Source organism: Streptomyces sp. NBC_00620 (assembly GCF_026341825.1).
Lineage (GTDB): Bacteria > Actinomycetota > Actinomycetes > Streptomycetales > Streptomycetaceae > Streptomyces.
This window is the reverse complement of sequence record NZ_JAPENY010000001.1, coordinates 293,718-317,634: the sequence shown is the minus strand read 5'-3', so window position 1 is coordinate 317,634 and position 23,917 is coordinate 293,718. Positions and strand designations below refer to the sequence as shown.

The window sequence follows — 23,917 nt, the reverse complement described above, 5'->3', positions numbered from 1 at the left end:
GGACATCATGCAGAGCCCGCTTTTCGGCTACAACGAACAGCAGACCCAGGATCGCTACAGCCTGCAGAACTCGCAGATGCTGCGCGTCGTCCTGGAGGGTCACGACGACATCCTCGCGCGCAAGGGCACCATGGTCGCGTACCAGGGGCTCGTCGAGTTCGACGCCGAGTACCAGAACAGCGGCCAGCAGCGGTCGCGTGCGTACACCGGCGAGGGCCTCGACCTGATGCGCTGCCATGGGCAGGGGACGGTCTACCTGGCGAACCTCGCCCAGCACGTGCACGTGGTCGACGTGGACCAGGACGGTCTCACCGTCGACAGCAGCTACGTGCTGGCGATGGACTCCTCGCTGCACCACGAGGTCATCGCCGTGGACAGCCAGTACGGCATCTCCGGCTCCGGCAAGTACCAGCTCAACATCACGGGGCGCGGCAAGGTCGCGCTGATGACCTCCGGGATGCCGCTGCTGATGCAGGTCACGCCGGACAAGTACGTCAACTGCGACGCCGACGCGATCGTGGCCTGGTCCACGAGCCTGCGTGTGCAGATGCAGGCCCAGACCCACTCCTCCGGAGTGTTTCGGCGCCGTGGCAACACGGGCGAAGGCTGGGAACTCAGCTTCCTGGGACAGGGCTACGCACTCGTCCAGCCGAGTGAACTGTTGCCGCCGCAGAACGCCGTGATCGGCCAGGGGGTGCGTGCCCAGTACGGCATGGGGCAGCAGGGCGTGCACGCGCAGAACCAGGGCAACGCCTGGAGCTGAGCGCCAGGGAAGTGAACGTGTAAGGGGCGACCGCCGTTGCGGTCGCCCCTTACATGTTCACAGCCGTGCGCGGGTCGCTTCCAGGAGTCGCAGGACCGACTCGTCGGCCACGCCCGCGACCTCGTCGTACGCGAACCAGCGCAGGTCGAGCGACTCGTCGCTGATCTCCTGCACGGCTCCCGGTGCCGCCACGACCGCGTACTGGACGTCGAAGTGGCAGTGGCACGGCGGCGGGATCGGATGCCGGTCAAGGCGCACCGGACCGCCCGGCAGCAGACTGAGACCCGTGATGCCCGACTCCTCCGTCGCCTCACGCAGAGCCGCGACCTCCAGCGTGGCGTCCGCCGGCTCGCAGTGACCACCCATCTGGAGCCACATGCGCAGCTTCTTGTGGAGGGTCAGCAGTACGCGGCCCTGCTCGGGATCGATCACGAGGGCGCTCGCCGTGATGTGCCCGGCCGTGCAGGCCTTCCACATGCCGTCCGGATGTGCGGCCAGATGGTCCAGGTACGCCTGGCGCAGCTCTTCCTGGTCCTCGTAGCTCTTGAGTACGAGGACCGCGTCGTCGTACAGGCTCACTCGGAGTCGTCGCCCTTTTCGTCGCCCTTTTCGTCGTTCTTCTTCAGATTCGGCTTGTCGCCGGAACCGGAACCGGAATCGGAGCCGCTCGCCGCCTCGCCGAGCATCTTGTCGATCTCCGAGAAGTCCAGCTGCTCGCGGTGCACGAAGCCGTCCGGGTCGTCCAGGTCGGACGCCGTCGGGAGCATGTCCGGGTGGGCCCACAGGCCGTCCCGGCCGTCGACCCCGCGCGCGTCGGTGAGCGAGGCCCACAGGCGCGAGGCGTCCCTCAGGCGGCGCGGGCGCAACTCCAGGCCGATCAGCGTGGCGAAGGTCTGCTCGGCGGGGCCGCCCGAGGCGCGACGGCGGCGCAGCGTCTCACGCAGCGCGTCGGCGGACGTGAGGCGCGGCTTGGCGGCCGCGTGCACGACCGCGTCCACCCAGCCCTCGACGAGCGCGAGAGCCGTCTCCAGACGGGCCAGCGCGGCCTTCTGCTCCGGAGTGTCCTCCGGCTGGAACATGCCCTGCTGGAGTGCGTTCTGGAGCTCCTCCGGGTTCTGCGGGTCGAACTGGCCGACCACGTCCTCCAGCTTGGCCGTGTCGACCTTGATGCCGCGTGCGTAGCCCTCGACCGCGCCGAACAGGTGCGAGCGCAGCCACGGCACGTGCGCGAAGAGGCGCTGGTGGGCGGCCTCGCGCAGGGCGAGATAGAGCCGCACCTCCTCCTGGGGGACGCTCAGGTCCTTGCCGAACGACTCGATGTTCAGCGGCAGCAGCGCGGCCTTGCCGGCCGGGCCGAGCGGCAGGCCGATGTCGCTGGAACCGACGACCTCGCCCGCGAGCACGCCCACGGCCTGGCCGATCTGCGTGCCGAACATGGCGCCGCCCATGGAGCGCATCATGCCGATGAGCGGGCCCGCCATGGCCTGCATCTCCTCAGGCAGGACATCGCCCATGGCCGCGCCGACACGCTCGGCGACCGGGTCGACGAGCTCTTTCCACACGGGCAGGGTCGCCTCGACCCACTCCGCGCGGCTCCAGGCCACGGCGGAGCCCGCGCCGGACGGCAGGGAGGTCGCGTCGTCCAGCCACAGGTCGGCCAGACGGACGGCCTCCTCGACCGCGGTGCGCTCGGCGGGGCCGATGCTCGCGTCCTTGATGCCGTCAGAGGTGCCCTGGGAGACCGTCTGGCGGGCGATCTGCTTGGCCATGTCCCAATTCACCGGCCCGCCCTCGTACGAGAGCATCTGGCCCAGCTGCTGGAACGCGGCGCCCAGGTCGTTGGGGTTCATGGAACCGAACATTGCTGCGAGCGGATTGTCGGCGCCGGGGCCGCCGGCTCCGGGGAATCCCCCGAAACCGAACGGGTTGGCCGGTCCCTGACCACCGCCGCTCTCCTGGTCCTTCTTCTTGCCCTCGTCGCCGTTCTCCGGCTCCTCCGGCGGAAGGCCGAATCCGAATGGGGTGTCACTCACGGGATTCCTCGGCTGGTAAGGCCGCCGGTACTTTCCGACGGCGGCTTGCCCGACAACACACCACCCAGCGTAGACACCCCAGCCCGATCGGGCCTCGGTGCTTCGCCGACTCTCCGCCTGCGGCAGGATGGATGCCACCTGGTACGCACGCGTCACGCGCGTCCGTTACTGAAGACAACCGCTGGAGACGCCCGGTGAGTTCCCCAGATCCGCAGGTTCGCGCAGCGCGAAACCACTCAACCAGCCCGCCCGCGCGCGGGCCCGTCGTCGCGGTCACCGGCGCCGCGTCCGGCGTGGGCGCGCTGCTCACCGAGCGGCTCGCCGCCAGCGAGGAGATCAAGCAGGTCATCGCCATCGACGAGCGGCGCGGAGAGTGCGCCGCCGCCCAGTGGCACATCCTCGACGTCCGCGACCCGGTGATCGCCGAGAAACTGCGCGGCGCGGACGTCGTCGTACACCTTGCGCTCGACCTCGATCTCGAGTCGGACGCGGCGGCGCGGACGGCGTACAACGTCCGGGGGACGCAGACCGTGCTCACGGCTGCCGCCGCGGCCGGGGTGCACCGGGTCGTGCTGTGCACGTCCGCGATGGTCTACGGAGCACTGCCGGACAACGAACTGCCCCTCTCCGAAGACGCCGAATTGCGGGCGACGGCCGAGGCCACGGGCGTGGGTGACCTGCTGGAGATCGAGCGGCTCGCCCGGCGGGCGCCGCGCGCGCATCCGGGACTCAATGTCACCGTCGTACGGCCCGCTGTGCTGGTCGGCGGCACCGATACGGCTCTGACCAGGTACTTTGAGTCGCCGCGGCTGCTTGTGGTGGCGGGGTCGCGGCCCGCGTGGCAGTTCTGTCACGTCGAGGACCTGTGTAGTGCTCTGGAGTACGCCGTCGTGGAGAAGGTCGAGGGCGAGCTGGCCGTCGGGTGCGACGGGTGGCTGGAGCAGGAGGAGGTCGAGGAGCTGAGCGGGATCCGGCGGATGGAGTTGCCGTCCGCGGTCGCTCTTGGGGCGGCTGCTCGGCTGCACCGGATCGGGCTCACTCCTTCGCCTGCCGGCGATCTGGCGTACACGATGTATCCCTGGGTCGTGAGCGGGAGCCGGCTGCATGACGCCGGGTGGCGGCCCCAGTGGACCAACGAGGAGGTCCTCGCGGAGCTGCTGGAGGAGGTTGCCGGGCGGCACACCGTGGTCGGGCGGCGGCTTGGGCGCAAGGATGCGACTGCGGCGGGGGCCGCGGGGGCGACGGTTGCGCTGTTGGGGGCGGCTGCGGTGGTGCGGCGGGCGCGGAAGGCTCGGCGGCGGATCTGAGTGGCGGTACCGGGCTTTGTGGGTTCGCGGCGCCCGCGCGCCTGACGTCCCGTGTGTGTGACCGGCACCCGGCGCCCGTGCTGGCGTAGAGGCGTGTTTTCGCCCCCTCCGCCCCTACCCGTCCCGTATCTGGGGGCTCCGCCCCCAGACCCCCGGTCGCCCGAAGGGCTCGTCCTCAAACGCCGGACGGGCTGAAACCACCGCCCCCACGGGTGGGTGGGGGATCGGGACGGTATGGGCTCCTCCTCACGCGCCGGACGGGCTGAAACCCCAGCTCGGACGGGTGGGTGGGGGATCGGGACGGTATGGGCTCGTCCTCAAACGGCGGACGGGCTGGATTGTCGGAGGCTCCTCCAAAGGGGTACGCCCTGTGCCGGGTGAAAACGGTATTCCGTGGTGTCGGTGGGGTGCGGCACGATGGGGTTATGGCACCTACCTTTGACCATCCCGGTGAGCAGGGCGCGCAGGATCCTATTCGGCTGCTTGCGGTTCGTGAGGAGCCGTTGTCTCTCGATGAGGTCTTTCGGGCCGTGGGGGACGACGCCGCCGGGGGGACGGCGCTGTTCGTGGGGACGGTGCGGAATCATGACGGGGGCGCCGACGTCGATGAGCTGGGGTATTCGTGTCACCCCAGTGCCGAGGCGGAGATGCGGCGGGTCGCCGAGAAGGTGGTCGCCGAGTACCCGGTGCGTGCGCTGGCCGCTGTTCACCGGATCGGGGATCTGAGTGTCGGGGATCTCGCTGTCGTCGTCGCCGTGTCGTGCCCGCATCGGGGTGAGGCGTTCGAGGCGTGCCGAAAGCTCATCGACGACCTGAAGCACGAAGTGCCGATCTGGAAGCATCAGAAGTTCTCGGACGGTACGGAGGAGTGGGTGGGGGCCTGCTGAGGGCCGACCCGATCGTCCGCCTGGCCTCCTTCCGCCCTCCGGTTGCGTAACCGCCCCCCTGGCGTGAGCGTTGACACTGCTGATGGTTAATCTGCTGATCAGTCAGTTGCGGTCGCTCATGGGGTTGGGAGGTCGGCATGGCGGCGCTCGCCTGGTTGCTGATTCCGCTTTTGGCTGCGATCGGTGCCGGACTGTGGGGTAGTTGGGCCAGCCGGAACCGCAAGACCGCGGGAGACGGCATCGAGCTCGACGGCTACGCGCGTTTCCGCGCGGCCATGGAAAGGCCCGAGGCCGTGGACAGGTACGAGGATGTGCAGAGCCCCGGAGTCGCGAAGCGTTCCGTGGCCCTGGAGAAGTCCGCTTCCGACGCCGTCTGACGCCCCGGGGCTCACAGGTCGAGGACAGGGCCCCGTACGGACGGCCCCGACGGTGCGTTGACAGCACCGTCCCGTAATGTCGTGGCATGCCACGCCGCACCGCGACGATGCTCGCCTCCACCCTGATCCTGATCGCGCTCCTCTGCGCGGGAGTGTTCATCAAAGTGCCGTACTCGGAGATGTCGCCGGGCCCGACCGTGAACACGCTGGGCGATCACGACGGCGAGCCGGTGCTGCAGATCACCGGGCACAAGACCTACCCGGCCACCGGGAATCTCAATATGACGACCGTCCGGGTCACCAGCGCCGACTACAACATGAACCTCGTGGAAGCGGTCTACGGCTGGCTGGCGCACGACAACAAGGTGGTCCCGCACGACACGCTCTACCCCGACGGAAAGACGGAGGAGCAGTCGACGCAGGAGAACGCCGAGGAGTTCAGCCAGTCCCAGGAGAGCGCCAAGGTCGCGGCGCTCAAGGAGCTGAAGATCCCGGTGCAGTCCTGGGTGATCGTCTCCACGGTCGTCAAGGACTCCCCGGCCGAGGGCGAGCTGCACGCCGGAGACGTGATCAAGGCCGTCGACGGTACGGCGGTGAAGGCGCCCGGTGACGTCGCGGACCTGGTCACCAAGCACAAGCCGGGCGAGAAGGTCGTCTTCACCATCGTGCCCGCCAAGGCCCAGGCCGCCGCCGAGAAGGAGAACAAGACGGCGACCGAGACCGAGGACATCACGATCACCACCAAGAAGTCCGACGACGACGGTGAGGAGCGTGCCATCGTCGGCATCTCCGCCGGGACCGACCACACCTTCCCGTTCACCATCGACATCAAGCTCGCGGATGTCGGCGGACCGAGCGCGGGGCTGATGTTCGCGCTCGGCATCGTGGACAAGCTCACCCCGGGCAACCTCACCGGCGGCAAGTTCGTGGCCGGCACCGGCACCATCGACGACGCAGGCAAGGTCGGCCCGATCGGCGGCATCGAGATGAAGACCGTCGGCGCGCGGGAGAAGGGCGCCCAGTACTTCCTGACGCCCGCGGACAACTGCGCGGCCGCCGCGAAGGACACCCCCGAGGGGCTCACGCTCGTCAAGGTCAACACCATGGACGACGCGATGAGCGCCCTCAAGGACATCAGCTCCGGCAAGACTTCCGACCTGCCGAAGTGCACTACCAAGTAGTCACCGGCTGATCCGAAGTACTAGTCCGCGAACGTCGCCGACAGCGCCTCCGCCAGTCCCGGCACCAGGCCCGAACCCGTGAGCACCTCCGTCGGGGCGTCCTTCTCGCGCAGGCGCAGCGCGGAGTCGCGGGTGCCGTCGCGGAGCACGCCGACCGTCATGCGTACCTCCTGACGGTCCGGGTGCTCGGCGACCCACTTCGTGAGCTTCTTCTGGCTGAGGCCCTCCGGGACGGAGGCCTCGGCGGACGGCGGCAGCATCAGCCGCTCCACGGTGAGCGCGCAGCCGACCACGGCGTCCGGCCAGGCGATGGTGCCGAGGAACTCGTCCAGCGGCTTGTTGGCAGGGACCTCGTCCTGCTCGATGGGGGTGAGACCGGTGGTCTCCGGCTCGTCCTGCAGGCCGAGCTGGGCCGCGAGGCCGGGCTCCTGGGCCCGCAGCCGTGCGGTGTCTACGAGGGCGAAGAGGCGAGCGGGCTGGTCCCAGCCGAGGCCGGAGGCGTACTCGTCGATCTCGAGTACGGCCCGGGTGAGCGGGCTCGCTGCCATGGGAGTGTTGGACATGGTCACAATCCTGCCTCGTTAGTCCCCGGAAACGGGAACCGAGTAAAGCGTGAGTAAGTTGCATAGATGAGGCTCCACGATCACGGAGCCTGACGAATGGTCCACGATCACGGGGACCTGACGGACCAACAGCGAACTTCGAGGTGCGCACCTTGGCTTTCCAGATGCCGGACCGCGGCGGAGGCCCGACGGGGCCACGGATCAGAGTGGGCCGACCGTCCCGGCGTGTCCGGACCCTGCTCATGACACTGGGCGTGCTGGCCGCACTGGCCATGGCCTTCGTCATGTTCGCGGGGTTCTGGACGGACTGGCTCTGGTACCGATCGGTTCACTATTCGTCGGTGTTCACGACCACGCTGTGGACCAAGATCGGGCTCTTCTTCGTCTTCGGTCTGCTCATGGCGGCCTCGGTCGGCGTGAACATCTGGCTGGCGCACCGGCTGCGCCCGCCGCTGAGCGCCATGTCGATGGAGCAGCAGAGCCTCGACCGGTACCGGATGGGGATCGCGCCGTACAAGAGGTGGCTGCTGCTCGGCATCACCTCCCTGGTGGGGCTGATCGCCGGCGCGTCCGCCTCGGGCCAGTGGCGCACGTGGCTGATGTGGGTGAACGGGGTTCCCTTCAACCAGAAGGACCCCCAGTTCGGCCTCGACATCTCCTTCTACACCTTCGACCTGCCCTGGTACCGCTTCCTGCTCGGCTTCGGCTTCGCGGCCACCGTGCTCTCGCTGATCGCCGCCGCGCTCACGCACTACCTGTACGGGGGGCTGCGGATCACCAGCCCCGGGGCGCGTGCCACGGCAGCCGCCACGGGGCATCTCTCGGTGCTGCTGGGTCTCTTCGTCGCGCTGAAGGCGGTCGCCTACTGGCTCGACCGGTACGGACTCGCCGTCAAGTCCAGTGACTTCAAGGCGACCGACAACTGGACGGGCCTCAGGTACGTCGACGCCAACGCGTATCTGCCGGCCAAGACGATCCTGTTCTGCATCGCCGTCATCTGCGCGCTGCTGTTCTTCGCCACCCTGTGGCGGCGCACCTGGCAGCTGCCCGTCATCGGCTTCGGCCTGATGGTGCTCTCCGCGATCCTCATCGGGGGCCTGTACCCGGCGATCGTCCAGAAGTTCCAGGTCCAGCCGAACGAGCAGGCCAAGGAAGCGCCGTACGTCGCGAAGAACCTCAAGGCGACCCGGGAGGCCTACGGGATCCAGGACACCGAGGTCACGGATTACGCGGGTACGAGCGCGACCAAGGACACGACCAAGCTGCGCGAGGACGCCGACACCACGGCGAGCATCCGCCTGCTGGACCCGAACATCGTCTCGCCGGCGTTCCAGCAGTTGCAGCAGATGAAGAACTACTACGCGTTCCCGACCAACCTGGACGTCGACCGGTACACCGCGGACGGCACGGACCAGGACACGGTCATCGGCCTGCGCGAGCTGAACCTCGCCGGCATTCCGAAGAACAACTGGATCAACGACCACTTCCGTTACACCCACGGATACGGAGTGGTCGCCGCCAAGGGGACCACGGCGACCTCCGGCGGCCAGCCGCTCTTCACCGAGTCCGACCTGCCTTCCAAGGGCGACCTCGGCACGTACGAGCAGCGGGTCTACTACGGCGAGAAGACCACGCAGTACTCGATCGTCGGCGGTCCCCAGAAGGAGATCGACTACTCGGACGACGACGGCGAGAAGACCACCAGCTACACGGGCAAGAGCGGGGTCAACCTCTCGAACCCGATAAACCGGGCCGCGTACGCGGTGGCCTTCAGTGAACCGCAGATCCTCTACTCGGGCGCGATCGGTGAGGGTTCGCGGATCCTCTACAACCGCACGCCCAAGGACCGTGTCGAGGCGGTGGCCCCCTGGCTGACCATCGACGGCGACGCCTACCCGGCCGTGGTCGACGGGAAGATCCAGTGGATCGTCGACGCGTACACGACCACCAACGGCTATCCGTACGCCTCCCGCACCACTCTGGGCGACACGACGGCCGACTCGCTGACCGCGACCAACAACCAGCGCGCGGTGGTGGCCCAGCAGAACCAGGTCAACTACATCCGCAACTCGGTGAAGGCGACCGTCGACGCGTACACCGGTGAGGTCAAGCTCTACCAGTGGGACACCGAGGACCCGGTCCTGAAGACCTGGATGAAGGCGTTCCCGAACACGGTCGAGCCCAAGACCGACATCTCGACCGACCTGATGGCCCATCTCCGCTACCCGCAGGACCTGTTCAAGGTCCAGCGCGAGCTGCTGACCCGCTATCACGTGAAGGACGCGAACACCTTCCTCAGCGGCAGCGAGGTGTGGCAGGTGCCGGACGACCCGACCAACAAGTCGGGCGACGCGGTGCCGCCGTACTACCTGAGCATGGAGATGCCCGGAGAGACGGCGCAGGCGTTCTCGCTGACGACGACGCTCACGCCGAACGGCCGGGACAACCTGAGCGCCTTCATGTCGGTCAACGCCGAGGCGGGCACCCCTGACTACGGCAAGATCAGAATTCTGAAACTGCCGACCAGCGAACCCGTCGACGGGCCCAAACAGGTCCAGAGCCAGTTCAACTCCCAACCGACCATCGCCGAGTCCATCAGACTTCTGCAGGGCGGCGACTCGGAAGTCGAGTACGGCAACCTGCTGACTGTGCCACTCGACGGAGGACTGCTCTATGTGGAGCCGGTCTACGTACGCGGTGGTGGACTCAAGTTCCCGCTGCTGCGCAAGGTGTTGGTGAGCTACGGAGGCAAGACCGCCTTCGAGAACACGCTCGACGCGGCGCTCAACAAGGTCCTGGGGACAGAGGGTTCGACCACCGAGCCACCACCCGAGGACACCACGGAGCCACCACCGACGTCGACCAATCCGACGGTCCAGGAAGCGCTCAACGACGCCCAGAAGGCCTTCGACGAAGGCCAGGAAGCCCTCAAGAAGGGCGACTGGGAGGCGTACGGCACGGCGCAGAAGGATCTTGAGGAAGCGCTGCAGCGGGCCGAGGACGCCCAGGCCAAGGCCAACAAGACCAGTGGTGGCAGCGGCAGCAGCGCCAGCCCGAGCACGAGTCCGAGCACCAGCGCGAGCCCGAGCAGCGGCTAGGTCAGGGCCCACCCCGCGCCGTGGTACGGTTGCAACACAACGGCGCGGGGTGGAGCAGCTCGGTAGCTCGCTGGGCTCATAACCCAGAGGTCGCAGGTTCAAATCCTGTCCCCGCTACTGAAAGTCGAAGGCCCGGATCCTGATCAAGGATCCGGGCCTTCGACGTGTGCGACAACGCGCGAGGCTTCGGCGGTGACCTGGCGACTCCTGTGAAGTGCTGCTCCAAACGGGGGGAGTTGGGAAATCTGTGTTTGACTTGTCTCTCTGTGGGCATGTCGACAAAACGCTGAAGTGACCTCACTGGCTGCGGTATACCAGGTGTACCCAGGTTGCAGGTGGTGCGACGATGGACGTTATGGGGGACAAGGCAACTCTGTTGGATACAGGGCGTTTTGCGCAGCCTCCCGACCGGGACGAAACCGGCGAGGCTGTGGAGGAAGCGCGCCAGCGGCTCGCGGCGGAAGCCGGCGATGTCGAGGCGATGAGCGTCCTCGGAGCGATGCTGCTGCGCCGCGGTGATCTCGACGGAGCCGAGCCGCAGCTGCGTGCTGCCACCGCAGCCGGTGATCGCGCCGCAGCCAACAATCTGGGTGTCCTCCTGCATCAGCGCGGGTACGCCGAGGACGCCGCCGGATGGTGGCGGATCGCCGCCGTCGCGGGCTCCGCGGCTGCCGCGCACGCGCTCGGCCGGTACCACCGCGAGCGCGGCGACGAGCCCGCCGCCGAGTACTGGCTGCGTCAGTCCGCAGAGCAGGGGCACGCCCTGGGCGCGTACGCGCTCGCGGATCTGCTGGAGCACCGCGCCGACGTCGGCGCGGAGCAGTGGATGCGGGCCGCCGCCGAGCGCGGGCACCGCGAGGCCGCGTACCGGCTTGCGCGGGCCCTCGACCGCAAGGTTGTGGACTCGGGCGAGGCCAGGGCCGACAACGGTGTCATCGGCGCCGGCGGTGAAGAGGCCGAGCAGTGGTACCGGCAGGCCGCCGCGCGCGGGCACCGGCGTGCCGCCCTGCATCTCGGGGCGATCCTGGAGAAGCGCGGTCAGCTCAAGGAGGCGGGGCGCTGGTATCTGACGTCCGCCAAGGACGGCGAGGCTCGGGCCGCGTGTGCGCTCGGGTTCCTGCTGCGGGACGCCGGCGACACCGACAGCGCCGCCGTGTGGTGGCTGAGGGCCGCCCAGGACGGCGACGGGAACGCGGCGAACGCCCTGGGCGCGCTGCACGCCGAGCGCGGCGAGACGCAGACCGCCGAGCGTTGGTACCGGGCCGCGATGGACGCCGGTGATGTGAACGGGGCGTACAACCTCGGGCTGCTCTGCGCAGAGCAGGGGCGGACCGCGCAGGCCGAGCAGTGGTACCGGCGTGCCGCGTACGCCGGTCATCGCGAGGCGGCGAACGCGCTCGCCATCCTGCTGCTGCAGGTCGGCGACGCGGCTGGGGCCCAGCCGTGGTTCTCCAAGGCCGCGGAGGCCGGCAGCGTGGACGCCGCGTTCAATCTCGGGATCCTGCACGCCGGGCGGGGCACCGAGGACGACGACGCGGCGGCGCTGCGGTGGTACGAGCGTGCCGCGGCCGCCGGGCACACCGAGGCGGCGCTTCAGGTGGCCATCGCGCGGTTGCGGGACGGGGACGAGCGGGATGCCGAGCGGCATCTGCGGTCCGCGGCGGGGGGCGGCAGCGCCGAGGCGGCGTACCGGCTCGCCGCCGTGCTCGACGCGCGTCGGCCGCCGGCGCCCGCGCACGAGCTGGGGGAGCCCACGCAGGAGAAGAGCGAGTGCGAGGAGTGGTACGAGCGGGCGGCGTCCCAGGGGCACCGGAGGGCGCAGGTGCGGGTCGGGATGCTGGCCGCCGCGCGGGGCGATGTGGTGGAGGCGGCTCGGTGGTACCGCGAGGCGGCGGAGGCCGGGTCGCGGAACGGGGCGTTCAATCTCGGGCTGCTGCTCGCCCGGGAGGGGAGTGAGCCGGAGGCTGCCGTGTGGTGGGCTCGGGCGGCTGACGCTGGGCATGGGCGGGCGGCGCTTCGGCTCGCGCTTGTGTATGCGCGTGGGGGGGAGCTTGCGGAGGGGCAGCGGTGGGCCGACCGGGCCGTTTCTCTTGGGCCCGCTGAGGTTTCCGAGCGGGCGGCTCGGTTGCGGGATGCGTTGCGGGAGGAACTGTCGGCGTGAGGGGGATTTTCTTCGCCCCCTCCGCCCCTTCCCGTCCCGTTTCTGGGGGCTGCGCCCTCAGGCCCCCTCCTGTCGCGCTTCGCGCTCGTCCTCAAACGCCGGACGGGCTGAAAGGGATTTGCGCTGGTCCGCAAGGGTGACGTACTGTTCAGTTCAACGGCGCGGGGTGGAGCAGCTCGGTAGCTCGCTGGGCTCATAACCCAGAGGTCGCAGGTTCAAATCCTGTCCCCGCTACTGAAGACCGAAGGCCCGGAACCAATGGTTCCGGGCCTTCGGTGTGTTTGCCTTCGGGTGAGCCGCGTTGCGCGCGAGGCGGTCAGCGCGCGAGGGCGCGCGAGGCGGTCAGGCCGTCGCGCAGTTCGGGCAGACGCCTCTGTAGGTGACCTCGACGTCCGAGACCGTGAAGCCGAAGCGCTCCGAGTCGGGGAGGTCGGTGAGCGGGTTGCCGCCCGGGTGGACGTCGCGGATCGTGCCGCACTGGGCGCAGACCAGGTGGTGGTGCGGACGGTGCGCGTTCGGGTCGTACCGCTTGGCGCGCTTGTCGGTCGCGACTTCCAGTACCTCGCCGAGTGAGACCAGCTCGCCCAAGGTGTTGTAGACGGTCGCCCGGGAGATCTCGGGCAGTTTGACGACTGCGCGTGCGTGCACCTCGTCGGCCGTCAGATGGACGTGGTCGCCGTCGAGGACCTCGGCCACTACGCGCCGCTGCGCGGTCATCCGCCATCCGCGTCCGCGCAGTCGTTCCAGCAGGTCGCTCATACGAACCAGCCTAACAGTAAGAGGAACAGATCCCGAACAGGTGTGACTTTGGAGCTGTCCTTGACTTGGACTTAGTCCAATGTAGGATCGAGACCGGCATTGGCCGAGGGACAGAACTTGCACGAATGACGCAGGAGGCGCACGTGACGCAGGGACCGCTTACGACGGAGGCCGGTGCGCCGGTCGCCGACAATCAGAACAGCGAGACCGCGGGCGTCGGCGGACCCGTCCTCGTCCAGGACCAGGCGCTGCTCGAGAAGCTCGCGCACTTCAACCGCGAGCGCATCCCGGAGCGCATCGTCCATGCGCGGGGCGCCGGTGCGTACGGCACCTTCACGCTGACCCGTGACGTCTCGCAGTGGACCCGCGCGAAGTTCCTCTCCGAGGTCGGCAAGCAGACCGAGACCTTCCTGCGGTTCTCGACCGTGGCCGGCAACCTCGGTTCCGCGGACGCGGTCCGTGACCCCCGCGGCTTCGCGCTGAAGTTCTACACCGAAGAGGGCAACTACGACCTCGTCGGCAACAACACCCCGGTGTTCTTCATCAAGGACGCCATCAAGTTCCCCGACTTCATCCACACGCAGAAGCGCGACCCGTACACCGGATCGCAGGAAGCCGACAACGTGTGGGACTTCTGGGGGCTTTCGCCCGAGTCCACGCACCAGGTGACCTGGCTCTTCGGTGACCGTGGAATCCCGGCGACGCTGCGTCACATGAACGGCTACGGGTCCCACACCTACCAGTGGAACAACGAGGCCGGTGAGGTCTTCTGGGTCAAGTACCACTTCAAGACCGATCAGGGGATCGAGAACCTGACCTCGGAAGAGGCCGCGAAGCTCGCCGGTGAGGACCCCGACTCGCACCAGCGCGATCTGCGCGAGGCCATCGAGCGCGGTGACTTCCCGTCCTGGACCGTGCAGGTGCAGATCATGCCGGCGGCGGAGGCCGCGAACTATCGCTTCAACCCGTTCGACCTCACCAAGGTGTGGCCGCACGAGGACTATCCGCCGGTCGAGATCGGGAAGCTCGAGCTCAACCGCAACCCGGAGAACATCTTCGCCGAGGTCGAGCAGAGCATCTTCTCTCCGGCTCACTTCGTGCCGGGTATCGGGCCCTCGCCCGACAAGATGCTTCAGGGGCGGCTGTTCGCCTACGGCGACGCCCACCGCTATCGCGTCGGCATCAACGCCGACCACCTGCCGGTGAACCGTCCGCACGCCACCGAGGCGCGCACCAACTCGCGGGACGGCTTCCTGTACGACGGGCGCCACAAGGGTGCGAAGAACTACGAGCCCAACTCGTTCGGCGGGCCCGTCCAGACCGACCGGCCGCTGTGGGTGTCCACCCCGGTCTCCGGTGGAACCGGCAACCATGAGGCGCCGGTTCACTCCGAGGACGACGACTTCGTGCAGGCGGGGAATCTGTACCGGCTGTTCTCCGAGGAGGAGAAGGTCCGGCTGATCGAGAACCTGGCGGGGTTCATCGCCAAGGTCTCCCGTGACGACATCGCCGAGCGTGCGATCGACAACTTCCGCCAGGCGGATGGTGACTTCGGCAAGCGGCTGGCAGTCGCGGTCCAGGCCCTGCGCGGCTGACAACCAGCACTGGAACGCTTGTCGTTGAGGGCGGGCCGGGTCTCCTGAGTCATCAGGGGCCCGGCCCGTTCGTTTACGGGTGTGAGGCTGTAAGGGGCTTGGGGTTCAGACCTGCGCCGGTGCGCGGCGGTGCGTTGGTGCCCAGCAGCGGATGATGTCGCGGACCGAGACGATGCCGACCGGGCCCGTTCCGTCGAGCACGATCAGGTGGCGGAAGCCGCCGTGCGACATGGCTGTCGCGGCTTCCTCCAGGGTCCAGGCGGGGGCCGCGAAGACGACGTCGGTGGTGGTGTGGCTGCCTGCGGTCTCGGTGTCCGGGTTCTGGCCGAGAGCCACCGAGTTGAGGATGTCGCGCTCAGTGAGGATTCCGAGTCCGCTGGCGTCCTCGTCGAGGACGACGGCCGCGCCGATGCGGCGCGCGGACATCAGGCGGGCCGCCTGGCGGAGGGTGTGTGCCGGGCCGATGGTGAGGACCACCGTGCTCATGGCGTCGCGGACGAGCATGGGCTGGAGCCACCTCCTTGGTGAACCGCTTGGCCTGGCGCGGTGCCGGTCCCGGGCGGTGCCGGGGCCCTGGCGAGGCGTCAAGAGAAGTGATTCACAAATTCACAAGTGGGGGGACTCTCAGAGTCGCAGGTAAAAGGAGGGTCAACAAGGGGGCGCGTGCGGTGAGTTCGGGGCGCCTCGGGGTTACTCAGGAGTCTCGCTTCAGTACCGCTGGTTCAGGTATCCCAGCAGTTCGTCGTGGAGGATGCCGTTCGACGCGGCCGCGTTGCCGCTGTGCGGGCCCGGGCGGCCGTCGAGGCCGGTGAACGAGCCGCCCGCCTCGGTCACGATGATCGCGTTCGCCGCCATGTCCCAGAGCGACAGCTCGGGTTCGGCGCAGATGTCGACCGAGCCCTCGGCGACCATCATGTACGGCCAGAAGTCGCCGTAGCCGCGGGTGCGCCAGACGACCTTCGTGAGGTCGAGGAAGCCGTCCAGGCGGCCCTGGTCCTCCCAGCCGCTGAGGGAGGAGTACGCGAAGGAGGCATCCGACATGTGCGAGACCTGGGAGACCCGGAGTGGGGACGCCGAGGTGAGGCTGCGGCCCGTGAACGCGCCGTGGCCCTTCGCGGCCCACCAGCGGCGGCCCAGGGCGGGGGCGGAGACCACGCCGACGACCGGCTGGTAGCCGCCCTCGGCCGCCTCCATCAGGGAGATGAGGGTGGCCCAGACGGGCACGCCTCGTACGTAGTTCTTGGTGCCGTCGATCGGGTCGATGACCCAGCGGCGGGGGCCCGTGCCCTCGATGCCGTACTCCTCGCCGAGGATCGCGTCGCGCGGCCTTGCCCGCTGGAGCTGGCCGCGGATGAGTTCCTCGGCGGCCTTGTCCGCTTCGCTCACGGGGGTCATGTCCGGCTTGGTCTCGACCTTCAGGTCGAGCGCCTTGAACCGGGCCATCGTCGCGGCGTCGGCGGCGTCCGCCAGGACGTGGGCGAGACGCAGGTCATCGTGATAGTCGGGCATGAGCGAACCGTATCTGCCTGTTCCGGGGGAGGGCTACATGGCCTGTAGATCTTCGGGTGGGGGGCTGTGGGGGCGGTCGCCTTGCGCCATGGGTGGGTCGGGGCCGTGCCGGAGCATCCGTCCTCGGTCTGGCGCGGAATCGGTTGCTCAGGAAGCGGGCGGTGTTGACGCGCCAGCCGCTGCGGGCGGACGTTCCGGCACGTCCCCTTCGGTGAATTGGCGGGTGCGGGTGCGTGGGGGCCCGCCTTTGATGTGTCCACCCATCGCCGTCCACCCATCGCCTTCGGCGTACACACGCCCACGCCTTCGCCTTGGCGCACTGTGTGGGGGCGCGTGGTCGGCTGGGGTGCGTGCGGTGGGGGCGTGCGCCCCTTGGTGCCGCCGCGAACCCTTGACAGTGAACCTGTGCGCGTCAAATCTGAGCTGCGGAGCGGATCGGCTCAGGGAGGCGATATGCCTGCAGCTCGGGAATCCCTTTTGGATGCTGCCTATACGGCGCTCGCGCGTCGTGCTTGGTCGGCGGTGCGGATGGTCGATGTGGCCGCCGTGGCCGGGGTGTCGCGTCAGACGCTCTACAACGAGTTCGGGAGTAAGGACGGGCTCGCGCGTGCCCTCGTACGGCGGGAGGCGGATGCCTATCTCGCGGGGGTCGAGCGGGCGTTGGGCGCTCATGCGGACGCTCGTGAGCGGTTGGTCGCCACTGCCGAGTGGACCGCTTCGGCGGCGCGGAGCAACGTACTTGTGCGGGCGATGCTGACCGGGTGCTGGAGTGAGCGGCTGCCCTCGCCGACGCTCTCGGCGGTGCCCTCGTCGTCCGCTGTGCCCGCGCAGCGGCGGGCGGACGGGCCGCTGCCCTCGCCCGCCGACTTCGTGGCGCTGGTCCGTGACCGGGCCGTCGTGGCGATGTCCCCCTCGAAGGCGGAGAGCGGCGAGCTCGCCCGCACCTGCGAACTCGTTGTCCGTCTCGCGCTGTCCTGCGTGGCCGCGCCGCCCGGAGAGGGTGGGGTCACTGATTTGGTGAAGGCCGCGCTCGCTTCGCCGCATCGCGGCTCAGGAGTTCCTGGTTCTCGGGAAGTGATCTGAAGGCTAGTGGCTCGAGCCTGACAGTTGCAGGCCGATTACTCCTGCGATCACGAAGCTGATCGAAATGATCTTCAGGGTGGATACCAGGTCGCCCAGGAAGATCATGCCGTAGATCGCGGTTCCCGCTGCGCCGATGCCGGTCCACACCGCGTAGGCGGGGCCGACGTCGAGCTTCTTGAGGGAGAGGGTCAGCAGGCCGAAGCTGCCCAGCGCGAAGATGCAGAACGCCACCGTGGGCCAGAGTCTGGTGAAGCCGTGTGAGAGCTTCAGGCAGACGGCGAAGCCGGTTTCGAGCAGTCCTGCCACAACGACCAGCAGCCATGCCATGGCTTGTCCTCCCGCGTCCGAACGTCGACTGCTTGGTCTGGTGTGTGGTTCAGGTCAGGGGCTTTCCCGGGTCACTCGGTGCGATTATGCATTTACCGGCGCGGGACGGGCGCAAACAACGCGGAGGTCGTAGGGGGAACAAGAGGTGTCAGTCGCCCTCGTGGCGCTCTCTCGTCGAGAGCAGTCGGCGCAGGGAGTAGAGGCGGGCGGGGTCCGCGTGGCCGTCGGCCACCCACTGGTCCAGTGCGCAGTCCGGCTCGTCGTGACTGCACGCGCGCGGGCAGCCCTCGGTGCCGGGTTCGAGGTCGGGGAAGGCCTTGATGACGCGGGACGGGTCCACGTGGTGCAGGCCGAAGGAGCGGAGGCCTGGGGTGTCGATGACCCAGCCCGCGGCTTCGGGTAGGGGGATCGCTCGTGCCGAGGTGGTGGTGTGCCGGCCGCGGCCTGTCACGGCGTTGACATGGCCCGTGGTGCGGCGGCGGTCCCGTGAGACCAGTGCGTTGACCAGGGTCGTCTTGCCTACGCCGGAGTGGCCGATGAAGGCCGTGATCTTGTTGTTGAGTTGCTCGCGTACGCGGTCCACCGCCTGGCCGTCCTCGAACTCCTCGCGGGTTGTGACGACGTACGGGATGTCCAAGTCGCCGTACAGCTCCAGGAGTTTGTCCGGCGGGGCGAGGTCCGACTTCGTCAGGACCAGGAGGGGTTCCAGGCCGCCGTCGTACGCCGCCACCAGGCAGCGGTCGATCAGACGTGGGCGTGGCTCGGGGTCGGCGAGGGCCGTGACGATGGCGAGCTGGTCGGCGTTGGCGACGACCACGCGCTCGTACGGGTCGTCGTCGTCCGCCGTGCGGCGCAGGACCGAGGTGCGCGGCTCGATGCGGACGATGCGGGCCAGGGTGTCCTTGTCACCGGACAGGTCGCCGATGATGGCGACACGGTCACCGACCACCGCCGCCTTGCGGCCCAGTTCGCGGGCCTTCACGGCCATCACCACACGGTCCTCGACGAGGCAGGTGAGCCGTCCCCGGTCGACGGTGAGGACCATGCCTTCGGCTGCGTCCTCGTGCTTGGGGCGGATGTTCGTACGCGGACGGTTGCCCTTGCGGTTCGGGCGGGTGCGGATGTCGTCCTCGTCGGGGTTCTTGCCGTAACGGCGCATGATCGTGATCCGCCCGTCAGTTCCCGAGCATTCCGGTCCACAGATCGGGGAAGTCCGGGAGGGTCTTCGCCGTCGTCGCCACGTTCTCGATCTGTACGCCCTCCACCGCCAGGCCGATGATCGCGCCGGCGGTCGCCATGCGGTGGTCGTCGTACGTGTGGAAGATGCCGCCGTGCAGCCGGCGCGGGCGGATGTGCAGCCCGTCGGCGGTCTCGGTGACGTCGCCGCCGAGTTCGTTGATCTCCTTGGTGAGCGCGGCCAGGCGGTCCGTCTCGTGCAGGCGGAGGTGGGACACGCCGCGGAGGGTGGAGGAGGAGTCGGCGAGGGCCGCCACCGCGGCGATGCCGGGGGTCAGCTCGCCGACCTCGCTCAGGTCCACGTCGATGCCGTGGACCGAGCCCGAGCCGGTGAACTCCAGGCCCGCCTCGGTCAGTTCGCAGGAACCGCCCATTTCGGTGAAGATCGCACGCAACTGGTCACCGGGCTGGGTGGTGCGGGACGGCCAGTCCGGGATGACGACCTTGCCGCCGGTCACCAGGGCCGCGGCCAGGAACGGCTGCGCGTTGGACAGGTCCGGCTCGACGGTCAGGTCGCGGCCGAGCAGGGCGCCCGGCGTGACCCGCCAGACGTTGGGCTCGCCGCCCGACTCCGGGGTGTCCACCTGGGCGCCGACCGCGCGCAGCATGTCGACCGTCATCCGGATGTGGGGCAGGGAGGGGAGCGAGGAGCCGGTGTGGCGGACCTCCACCCCCTGATTGAAGCGCGGGCCGGAGAGGAGGAGGGCCGAGACGAACTGGGAGGACGAGGACGCGTCGATCTCCACCGGGCCGCCGTCCAGGGCGCCGCCGCCGTGCACAGTGAGAGGCAGTGCGCCGCGGGCGTCGTCGTCGATCCGGGCGCCCAGCAGGCGCAGCGCGTCGATCACACCGTTCAAGGGGCGCTCGTACGAACGCGGGTCGCCGTCGAAACGGATGGGGCCGTCGGCGAGCGCGGCGACCGGGGGAAGGAAACGCATCACCGTGCCGGCGTTGCCGACATCGACCGTGGCCGGGCCGTGCAGGCCCGAGGGGATGACCCGCCAGGCCTCGCCCGAGGCGTCCGGGCCCGCGGCGACCGTGGAGCTGGACGACACCGTCTCCTCGATGCCCACGCCCATCGCGCGCAGCGCGCCCGCCATCAGCAGCGTGTCGCGGGAGCGGAGCGGGCGGCGCAGCCAGCCGGGCTCCGAGGCGAGGGCCGCGAGGACCAGCGCCCGGTTGGTGACCGACTTGGACCCCGGTACGTGGACCGTCGCGTCGACGGCTCCGCTCGCGTGCGGGGCGGGCCATAGGGCGGTGTGGGCGGGGTTAACGGTCATGAGCCCCACTTTAGTGGCGGTTCGCTCCGCCGGGTTTGGCCGGGGAACGGCCCCGCGTCGCTGAATACCGTCCATTGGGTTCCCGGGCGTCACACCTCCAGGAGCCAGCGGCCCCCGCCTATCAAGGAGCACAGGGACACCGCGTGGAACAGGAACAGCCACAGTCCGGCCGGGACGTGGGTCAGCCGGGACAGCTGGTCCGCGTCCGAGTCGCCGGCGCCGCCGCGGCTCCGCTTGGCCTGGAGTTCGAAGGCCGGGCGGACTCCGCCGACCAGCAGGAACCACACCACCGCGTACGCGAACGCCGCCTGGACCTGGGGGCCGGCGAGCCAGGACACCACCACGAAGGTGCCGCCGGTGAGGAGCACCGTGAGCGCCCCGTACGCGTTGCGGATCATCACCAGCATCGCCACCAGCAGGGCCGTGGCCAGCCACAGCAGCGCGGTGATGTGGCCCGCGGCGAGCAGCGCTGCGCCGCCGAGGCCAAGGAGCGGGGGAGCGGTGTAGCCCGAGGCAGCGGTGAGGATCATGCCGAGGCCGGTCGGTTTGCCGCGGCTCACCGTGAGGCCGCTGGTGTCGGAGTGCAGTCGTATGCCACTGAGGCTGCGCCCGGTGAGCAGCGCGACCAGGCCGTGGCCGCCCTCGTGCGCGATGGTGATGGCGTTGCGGGAGAGCCGCCAGACGCCGTGCGGGACGGTCACGGCGAGGGCCGCGACGAGGGTGGCGATCACCACCCACAGGTCGGGGTCCGGCTGGCTTCCGAAGACCTGGTCCCAGAGACCTGACAGCGAGGTGGCTGCGGTGCTGTCCATTGTCGGCGGTGGCTCCCTCTGGTGTCGTGGAATCTGGCAGTGTGGCACGTATGTGCGGACGGTATGCAGCGAGTCGTGGCCCCGAGGATCTCGCAGGAATCTTTGAAGTCGAGAAGTGGGAGCCGGAGGAGGCTCTGGCCCCCGATTTCAACGTGGCACCCACCAAAGAGGTCTACGCGGTCCTCGACCGTCCCGTTAAGGACGCCGCCGATCCGCGACCGGTTCGCCAGCTGCGCACACTCAAGTGGGGGCTCGTTCCGTCCTGGGCCAAGACGCCCGAGGGCGGGGCTCGGATGATCAACGCGCGTGCGGAGACCGTGCATGAGAAGCCCTCGTACCGGCGGGCCTTTGCCGCCCGGCGGTGCGTCATCCCTGCCGACGGCTACTACGAGTGGGTCACCGGTGTCGGTGAGCGGGATCTTGAGGTCGAGGGGAAGAAGAAGCGGGCTCGTAAGCAGCCGTATTTCGTGACGCCGGCGGACGGGTCTGTGTTCGCCATGGCCGGGCTGTACGAGTTCTGGCGGGATCGGACGCTTCCCGATGAGCATCCGCTGGCGTGGTGGGTGACGTGTTCCGTCATTACGACTGAGGCGGAGACCACGCCGCTTGCGGTTGCCCCCGGCGATGGGCCGCATGCTTTGGCCGACATTCATCCCCGGATGCCTTTGATGCTTGCGCCGGATCGGTGGGATGCGTGGCTGGATCCCTCGCGGACCGATGTCGAGGATCTGCGGTCTTTGCTCGCTCCGCCTCCGGCGGGGTTGATGCGGGCGTATCCCGTTTCCACTGCCGTGAGCAATGTGCGGAACAACGGGCCCGAGTTGCTCAAGGAGCTGGAGGGGCCGGAGGAAGGGACCTTGTTCTGACCGGGTGCCCGGGGTGGGGGCTGGGGTCGGGGTGGGTCGCGTGGCCCGGCGCTTGCGGGGTGCCGCTGTGCCCACCCGTGCCGCCCCTAGCGGCACGCATGCCCACAGCTACGACCGACGGGTGGGTGGGCTGCCGCCCCTCGCGGCACGCATGCCCACAGCTGGGTGAGTAAGAAGGCAGACTCTTGTGGTGTGATCGAGATTATTGAGACCGATGCTGGTGTGGCTCGCGTCACCTGGTATCCAGCCTCTGCTGCGCGGCTTGTTCTTGCCCTCAGTCATGGGGCCGGTGGGGGGATCGAGGCGCGCGATCTTCAGGCGCTGGCGGCGGTGTTGCCGGCGCATGGCGTGAGTGTCGCGCTTGTTGAGCAGCCTTGGCGGGTGGCCGGGAAGAAGGTGGCTCCCGCGCCGAAGACGCTCGATGTGGGGTGGCGGGGGGTGTGGCCCGCGGTCGCCGCGGGCGGGCTTCCGGTGGTTGCCGGTGGGCGTAGTGCCGGGGCTCGGGCGGCCTGTCGTACGGCCGTGGAGCTGGGCGCCGCTGCCGTGCTCGCACTCAGTTTTCCGCTGCATCCGCCGGGCCGGCCCGAGAAGTCGCGCGCCGAGGAGCTGCTCGGCTCCGGGGTGCCCACTCTCGTCGTACAGGGCGGAAACGATCCGTTCGGGAAGCCCGAGGAGTTCCCCGAGGGGTCGTACGAGATCATCGAGGTGCCGTACGGCGATCATGGTTTCGCCGTTCCGAAACGGGCGCCGCTCGGGCAGGACGAGGCTCTGAAGATCGTCACTGACGGTGTTGTGAAGTGGACCTCGTCACTCGCGTAACGCCCGGGAATGTTGAGCGGCGGACCTCTGTTGTGCGAGTACAGACAGCACGGAGCGTGTGCTGGACCGTTAGCACGAGAGGAAGTCCGCCGCATGGGTTCGACCATCTGCCCGAGCCGTAACAGCAGCGCTGACCTGGACTGGACGGTGCTGCACGCGGGTAAGACCGTGCCTATTCGGGCGGCGGCGGGTGTGGATGTTCGTCTATCCTCCGATTCCAGTGGGACCGGTCTCGGTCTCGCTACGTCGCTGGAGGAGGTGGGTCCGGTCACTGGGACCGACGCAGGGACCGAACACGGCCAGGCGGAGCAGCCCGAGGGCCAGGGCACGAGCACGGAGTCGTCCGCCGAGCGCAGCCTGCGCTTCGAGCGGGACGCGCTCGAATTCCTCGACCAGATGTACTCGGCCGCGCTGCGCATGACGCGCAATCCGGCCGACGCCGAGGACCTGGTGCAGGAGACGTACGCGAAGGCGTACGCGTCCTTCCACCAGTTCCGCGAGGGCACCAACCTCAAGGCATGGCTCTACCGCATCCTCACGAACACCTTCATCAACTCGTACCGCAAGAAGCAGCGCGAGCCTCAGCGCAGTGCGGCCGAGGAGATCGAGGACTGGCAGCTGGCGCGTGCCGAGTCGCACATGTCGACCGGACTGCGCTCCGCCGAGTCGCAGGCGCTTGATCACCTGCCCGACTCGGACGTCAAGTCGGCGCTGCAGGCGATCCCCGAGGAATTCCGGATCGCCGTCTATCTCGCGGACGTAGAGGGCTTTGCGTACAAGGAGATCGCGGACATCATGGGGACACCCATCGGCACGGTGATGTCCCGGCTGCACCGGGGCCGTCGCCAACTGCGCGGCATGCTCGAGGACTACGCGCGTGACCGCGGGCTGGTTCCGGCCGGTGCCGGAGAGTCGAACGAAGCGAAAGGCTCGGGCTCATGAGCTGCGGAGAGCCGCACGAGACGGACTGCAGTGAGGTACTCGACCACCTCTACGAGTTCCTCGACCACGAGATGCCGGACGCGGACTGCACCAAGTTCGAAGTTCACTTCGAGGAGTGCTCTCCGTGCCTGGAGAAGTACGGGCTCGAGCAGGCCGTGAAGAAGCTGGTCAAGCGGTGCTGCGGTCAGGACGATGTGCCGACCGATCTGCGCGCCAAGGTCATGGGGCGCATCGACCTGATCCGGTCGGGGCAGGTCGTGCCCGAGCATGACGTGGCAGCGACTCCGCAGGAGTCCTGAACCCCCGTCCTGAACCCGGG

At 68.8% G+C, this 23,917-nt stretch carries 23 protein-coding genes and 2 tRNA genes; 15 read left to right on the top strand and 10 right to left on the bottom strand.

What is annotated here, in order from left to right; all coding sequences use genetic code 11:
- Positions 1-7 precede the first annotated feature (7 nt).
- Positions 8-763, top strand: a complete 756-nt coding sequence (locus OG246_RS01410; protein WP_266454582.1) for an AIM24 family protein — start codon at positions 8-10, stop codon at positions 761-763.
- Between the two features lie 57 nt (positions 764-820).
- On the opposite strand, the gene OG246_RS01405 is transcribed toward OG246_RS01410, so the two are convergent.
- Both OG246_RS01405 and OG246_RS01400 read right to left on the bottom strand, forming a co-directional pair.
- Complete coding sequence (locus tag OG246_RS01405) at positions 821-1,342, bottom strand: NUDIX hydrolase (protein ID WP_266454580.1); 522 nt, start codon at positions 1,340-1,342, stop codon at positions 821-823.
- Complete coding sequence (locus OG246_RS01400; RefSeq protein ID WP_266454577.1) at positions 1,339-2,796, bottom strand: zinc-dependent metalloprotease; 1,458 nt, start codon at positions 2,794-2,796, stop codon at positions 1,339-1,341. The genes OG246_RS01405 and OG246_RS01400 overlap by 4 nt, the downstream gene beginning before the upstream one ends.
- Before the next feature lie 194 nt (positions 2,797-2,990).
- On the opposite strand from OG246_RS01400, the gene OG246_RS01395 reads away from it, so the two are divergent.
- The 4 genes from OG246_RS01395 to OG246_RS01380 all read left to right on the top strand — a co-directional run bounded on the left by OG246_RS01395 (position 2,991) and on the right by OG246_RS01380 (position 6,548).
- Entirely contained in the window at positions 2,991-4,103 is a 1,113-nt protein-coding gene (locus OG246_RS01395; RefSeq protein WP_266454574.1) for an SDR family oxidoreductase, read from the top strand.
- A 425-nt stretch (positions 4,104-4,528) separates the two neighbouring features.
- Positions 4,529-4,990, top strand: a complete 462-nt coding sequence (locus tag OG246_RS01390) for a molybdenum cofactor biosynthesis protein MoaE (protein ID WP_266463756.1) — start codon at positions 4,529-4,531, stop codon at positions 4,988-4,990.
- A gap of 137 nt (positions 4,991-5,127) precedes the next feature.
- Positions 5,128-5,367: a hypothetical protein gene (locus OG246_RS01385; protein WP_266464373.1), complete on the top strand. Its 240-nt coding sequence runs from the start codon at positions 5,128-5,130 to the stop codon at positions 5,365-5,367.
- 86 nt (positions 5,368-5,453) lie between these two features.
- Positions 5,454-6,548, top strand: coding sequence for a PDZ domain-containing protein (locus OG246_RS01380; RefSeq protein WP_266454572.1), 1,095 nt, complete (start codon positions 5,454-5,456; stop codon positions 6,546-6,548).
- Between the two features lie 20 nt (positions 6,549-6,568).
- On the opposite strand, the gene OG246_RS01375 is transcribed toward OG246_RS01380, so the two are convergent.
- A complete protein-coding gene (locus OG246_RS01375) occupies positions 6,569-7,111 on the bottom strand; it encodes a PPA1309 family protein (RefSeq protein ID WP_266454570.1) in 543 nt (180 codons plus the stop codon).
- Positions 7,112-7,275: 164 nt separating this feature from the next.
- On the opposite strand from OG246_RS01375, the gene OG246_RS01370 reads away from it, so the two are divergent.
- From OG246_RS01370 to OG246_RS01355, 4 genes are all read left to right on the top strand, one after another.
- The gene (locus OG246_RS01370) at positions 7,276-10,209 is read left to right on the top strand and encodes a UPF0182 family protein (protein ID WP_266463753.1); all 2,934 of its coding nucleotides are present in this window, start codon (positions 7,276-7,278) and stop codon (positions 10,207-10,209) included.
- Between the two features lie 43 nt (positions 10,210-10,252).
- Positions 10,253-10,326: transfer RNA gene (locus OG246_RS01365), tRNA-Met, on the top strand.
- A 229-nt stretch (positions 10,327-10,555) separates the two neighbouring features.
- On the top strand, positions 10,556-12,370 hold the full coding sequence (locus tag OG246_RS01360; protein ID WP_266454567.1) for a sel1 repeat family protein: 1,815 nt from the start codon (positions 10,556-10,558) through the stop codon (positions 12,368-12,370).
- A gap of 160 nt (positions 12,371-12,530) precedes the next feature.
- Positions 12,531-12,604 (top strand) — tRNA-Met (locus OG246_RS01355).
- Between the two features lie 108 nt (positions 12,605-12,712).
- Here OG246_RS01355 and OG246_RS01350 read toward each other — a convergent pair.
- Positions 12,713-13,129, bottom strand: a complete 417-nt coding sequence (locus OG246_RS01350; RefSeq protein WP_266454565.1) for a Fur family transcriptional regulator — start codon at positions 13,127-13,129, stop codon at positions 12,713-12,715.
- A gap of 125 nt (positions 13,130-13,254) precedes the next feature.
- On the opposite strand from OG246_RS01350, the gene OG246_RS01345 reads away from it, so the two are divergent.
- On the top strand, positions 13,255-14,724 hold the full coding sequence (locus OG246_RS01345) for a catalase (protein ID WP_323178271.1): 1,470 nt from the start codon (positions 13,255-13,257) through the stop codon (positions 14,722-14,724).
- A 105-nt stretch (positions 14,725-14,829) separates the two neighbouring features.
- On the opposite strand, the gene OG246_RS01340 is transcribed toward OG246_RS01345, so the two are convergent.
- A complete protein-coding gene (locus OG246_RS01340; RefSeq protein ID WP_266454559.1) occupies positions 14,830-15,228 on the bottom strand; it encodes a cyclic nucleotide-binding/CBS domain-containing protein in 399 nt (132 codons plus the stop codon).
- A 204-nt stretch (positions 15,229-15,432) separates the two neighbouring features.
- Positions 15,433-16,233: a histidinol-phosphatase gene (hisN, locus tag OG246_RS01335; RefSeq protein ID WP_266454557.1), complete on the bottom strand. Its 801-nt coding sequence runs from the start codon at positions 16,231-16,233 to the stop codon at positions 15,433-15,435.
- 453 nt (positions 16,234-16,686) lie between these two features.
- Between hisN and OG246_RS01330 the strand changes: the two genes are divergently transcribed.
- Positions 16,687-17,316, top strand: a complete 630-nt coding sequence (locus OG246_RS01330) for a TetR/AcrR family transcriptional regulator (protein WP_266454554.1) — start codon at positions 16,687-16,689, stop codon at positions 17,314-17,316.
- Between the two features lie 3 nt (positions 17,317-17,319).
- Here OG246_RS01330 and OG246_RS01325 read toward each other — a convergent pair whose 3' ends face one another.
- The 4 genes from OG246_RS01325 to OG246_RS01310 all read right to left on the bottom strand — a co-directional run bounded on the left by OG246_RS01325 (position 17,320) and on the right by OG246_RS01310 (position 20,971).
- Complete coding sequence (locus tag OG246_RS01325) at positions 17,320-17,643, bottom strand: multidrug efflux SMR transporter (protein ID WP_266454551.1); 324 nt, start codon at positions 17,641-17,643, stop codon at positions 17,320-17,322.
- 148 nt (positions 17,644-17,791) lie between these two features.
- Positions 17,792-18,802, bottom strand: a complete 1,011-nt coding sequence (gene rsgA / locus OG246_RS01320; RefSeq protein WP_266454548.1) for a ribosome small subunit-dependent GTPase A — start codon at positions 18,800-18,802, stop codon at positions 17,792-17,794.
- A 16-nt stretch (positions 18,803-18,818) separates the two neighbouring features.
- Positions 18,819-20,159 (bottom strand): 3-phosphoshikimate 1-carboxyvinyltransferase, encoded by a 1,341-nt coding sequence (gene aroA, locus OG246_RS01315; RefSeq protein ID WP_266454545.1) that lies wholly within the window; start codon positions 20,157-20,159, stop codon positions 18,819-18,821.
- 89 nt (positions 20,160-20,248) lie between these two features.
- Positions 20,249-20,971 carry a M50 family metallopeptidase gene (locus OG246_RS01310; RefSeq protein WP_266454544.1) on the bottom strand — a complete coding sequence of 241 codons (723 nt, stop codon included), beginning with the start codon at positions 20,969-20,971 and terminating at the stop codon, positions 20,249-20,251.
- Positions 20,972-21,021: 50 nt separating this feature from the next.
- On the opposite strand from OG246_RS01310, the gene OG246_RS01305 reads away from it, so the two are divergent.
- The 4 genes from OG246_RS01305 to rsrA all read left to right on the top strand — a co-directional run bounded on the left by OG246_RS01305 (position 21,022) and on the right by rsrA (position 23,897).
- Positions 21,022-21,837 (top strand): SOS response-associated peptidase, encoded by an 816-nt coding sequence (locus OG246_RS01305; RefSeq protein ID WP_266454542.1) that lies wholly within the window; start codon positions 21,022-21,024, stop codon positions 21,835-21,837.
- A gap of 192 nt (positions 21,838-22,029) precedes the next feature.
- On the top strand, positions 22,030-22,656 hold the full coding sequence (locus tag OG246_RS01300) for an alpha/beta family hydrolase (RefSeq protein ID WP_266454540.1): 627 nt from the start codon (positions 22,030-22,032) through the stop codon (positions 22,654-22,656).
- Positions 22,657-22,914: 258 nt separating this feature from the next.
- Positions 22,915-23,598 (top strand): RNA polymerase sigma factor SigR, encoded by a 684-nt coding sequence (gene sigR / locus OG246_RS01295; protein WP_266454537.1) that lies wholly within the window; start codon positions 22,915-22,917, stop codon positions 23,596-23,598.
- Positions 23,595-23,897 carry a mycothiol system anti-sigma-R factor gene (gene rsrA / locus OG246_RS01290; protein ID WP_266454534.1) on the top strand — a complete coding sequence of 101 codons (303 nt, stop codon included), beginning with the start codon at positions 23,595-23,597 and terminating at the stop codon, positions 23,895-23,897. Before sigR ends, rsrA begins: the two co-directional genes overlap by 4 nt.
- The last annotated feature ends 20 nt before the right edge of the window (positions 23,898-23,917 follow it).

Excerpts from the sequence above, each read along its gene's own strand:
- OG246_RS01385 (WP_266464373.1), top strand. The coding sequence starts at position 5,128 with ATGGCGGCGCTCGCCTGGTTGCTGATTCCGCTTTTGGCTGCGATCGGT.
- OG246_RS01330 (WP_266454554.1), top strand. The coding sequence starts at position 16,687 with ATGCCTGCAGCTCGGGAATCCCTTTTGGATGCTGCCTATACGGCGCTC.
- aroA (WP_266454545.1), bottom strand. The coding sequence starts at position 20,159 with ATGACCGTTAACCCCGCCCACACCGCCCTATGGCCCGCCCCGCACGCG.
- hisN (WP_266454557.1), bottom strand. The coding sequence starts at position 16,233 with ATGCCCGACTATCACGATGACCTGCGTCTCGCCCACGTCCTGGCGGAC.
- OG246_RS01325 (WP_266454551.1), bottom strand. The coding sequence starts at position 17,643 with ATGGCATGGCTGCTGGTCGTTGTGGCAGGACTGCTCGAAACCGGCTTC.
- rsrA (WP_266454534.1), top strand. The coding sequence starts at position 23,595 with ATGAGCTGCGGAGAGCCGCACGAGACGGACTGCAGTGAGGTACTCGAC.
- OG246_RS01390 (WP_266463756.1), top strand. The coding sequence starts at position 4,529 with ATGGCACCTACCTTTGACCATCCCGGTGAGCAGGGCGCGCAGGATCCT.
- OG246_RS01310 (WP_266454544.1), bottom strand. The coding sequence starts at position 20,971 with ATGGACAGCACCGCAGCCACCTCGCTGTCAGGTCTCTGGGACCAGGTC.
- OG246_RS01305 (WP_266454542.1), top strand. The coding sequence starts at position 21,022 with ATGTGCGGACGGTATGCAGCGAGTCGTGGCCCCGAGGATCTCGCAGGA.
- rsgA (WP_266454548.1), bottom strand. The coding sequence starts at position 18,802 with ATGCGCCGTTACGGCAAGAACCCCGACGAGGACGACATCCGCACCCGC.
- OG246_RS01340 (WP_266454559.1), bottom strand. The coding sequence starts at position 15,228 with ATGCTCGTCCGCGACGCCATGAGCACGGTGGTCCTCACCATCGGCCCG.
- OG246_RS01375 (WP_266454570.1), bottom strand. The coding sequence starts at position 7,111 with ATGTCCAACACTCCCATGGCAGCGAGCCCGCTCACCCGGGCCGTACTC.
- OG246_RS01370 (WP_266463753.1), top strand. The coding sequence starts at position 7,276 with ATGCCGGACCGCGGCGGAGGCCCGACGGGGCCACGGATCAGAGTGGGC.
- OG246_RS01360 (WP_266454567.1), top strand. The coding sequence starts at position 10,556 with ATGGACGTTATGGGGGACAAGGCAACTCTGTTGGATACAGGGCGTTTT.
- OG246_RS01345 (WP_323178271.1), top strand. The coding sequence starts at position 13,255 with ATGACGCAGGAGGCGCACGTGACGCAGGGACCGCTTACGACGGAGGCC.
- OG246_RS01380 (WP_266454572.1), top strand. The coding sequence starts at position 5,454 with ATGCCACGCCGCACCGCGACGATGCTCGCCTCCACCCTGATCCTGATC.
- OG246_RS01410 (WP_266454582.1), top strand. The coding sequence starts at position 8 with ATGCAGAGCCCGCTTTTCGGCTACAACGAACAGCAGACCCAGGATCGC.
- OG246_RS01350 (WP_266454565.1), bottom strand. The coding sequence starts at position 13,129 with ATGAGCGACCTGCTGGAACGACTGCGCGGACGCGGATGGCGGATGACC.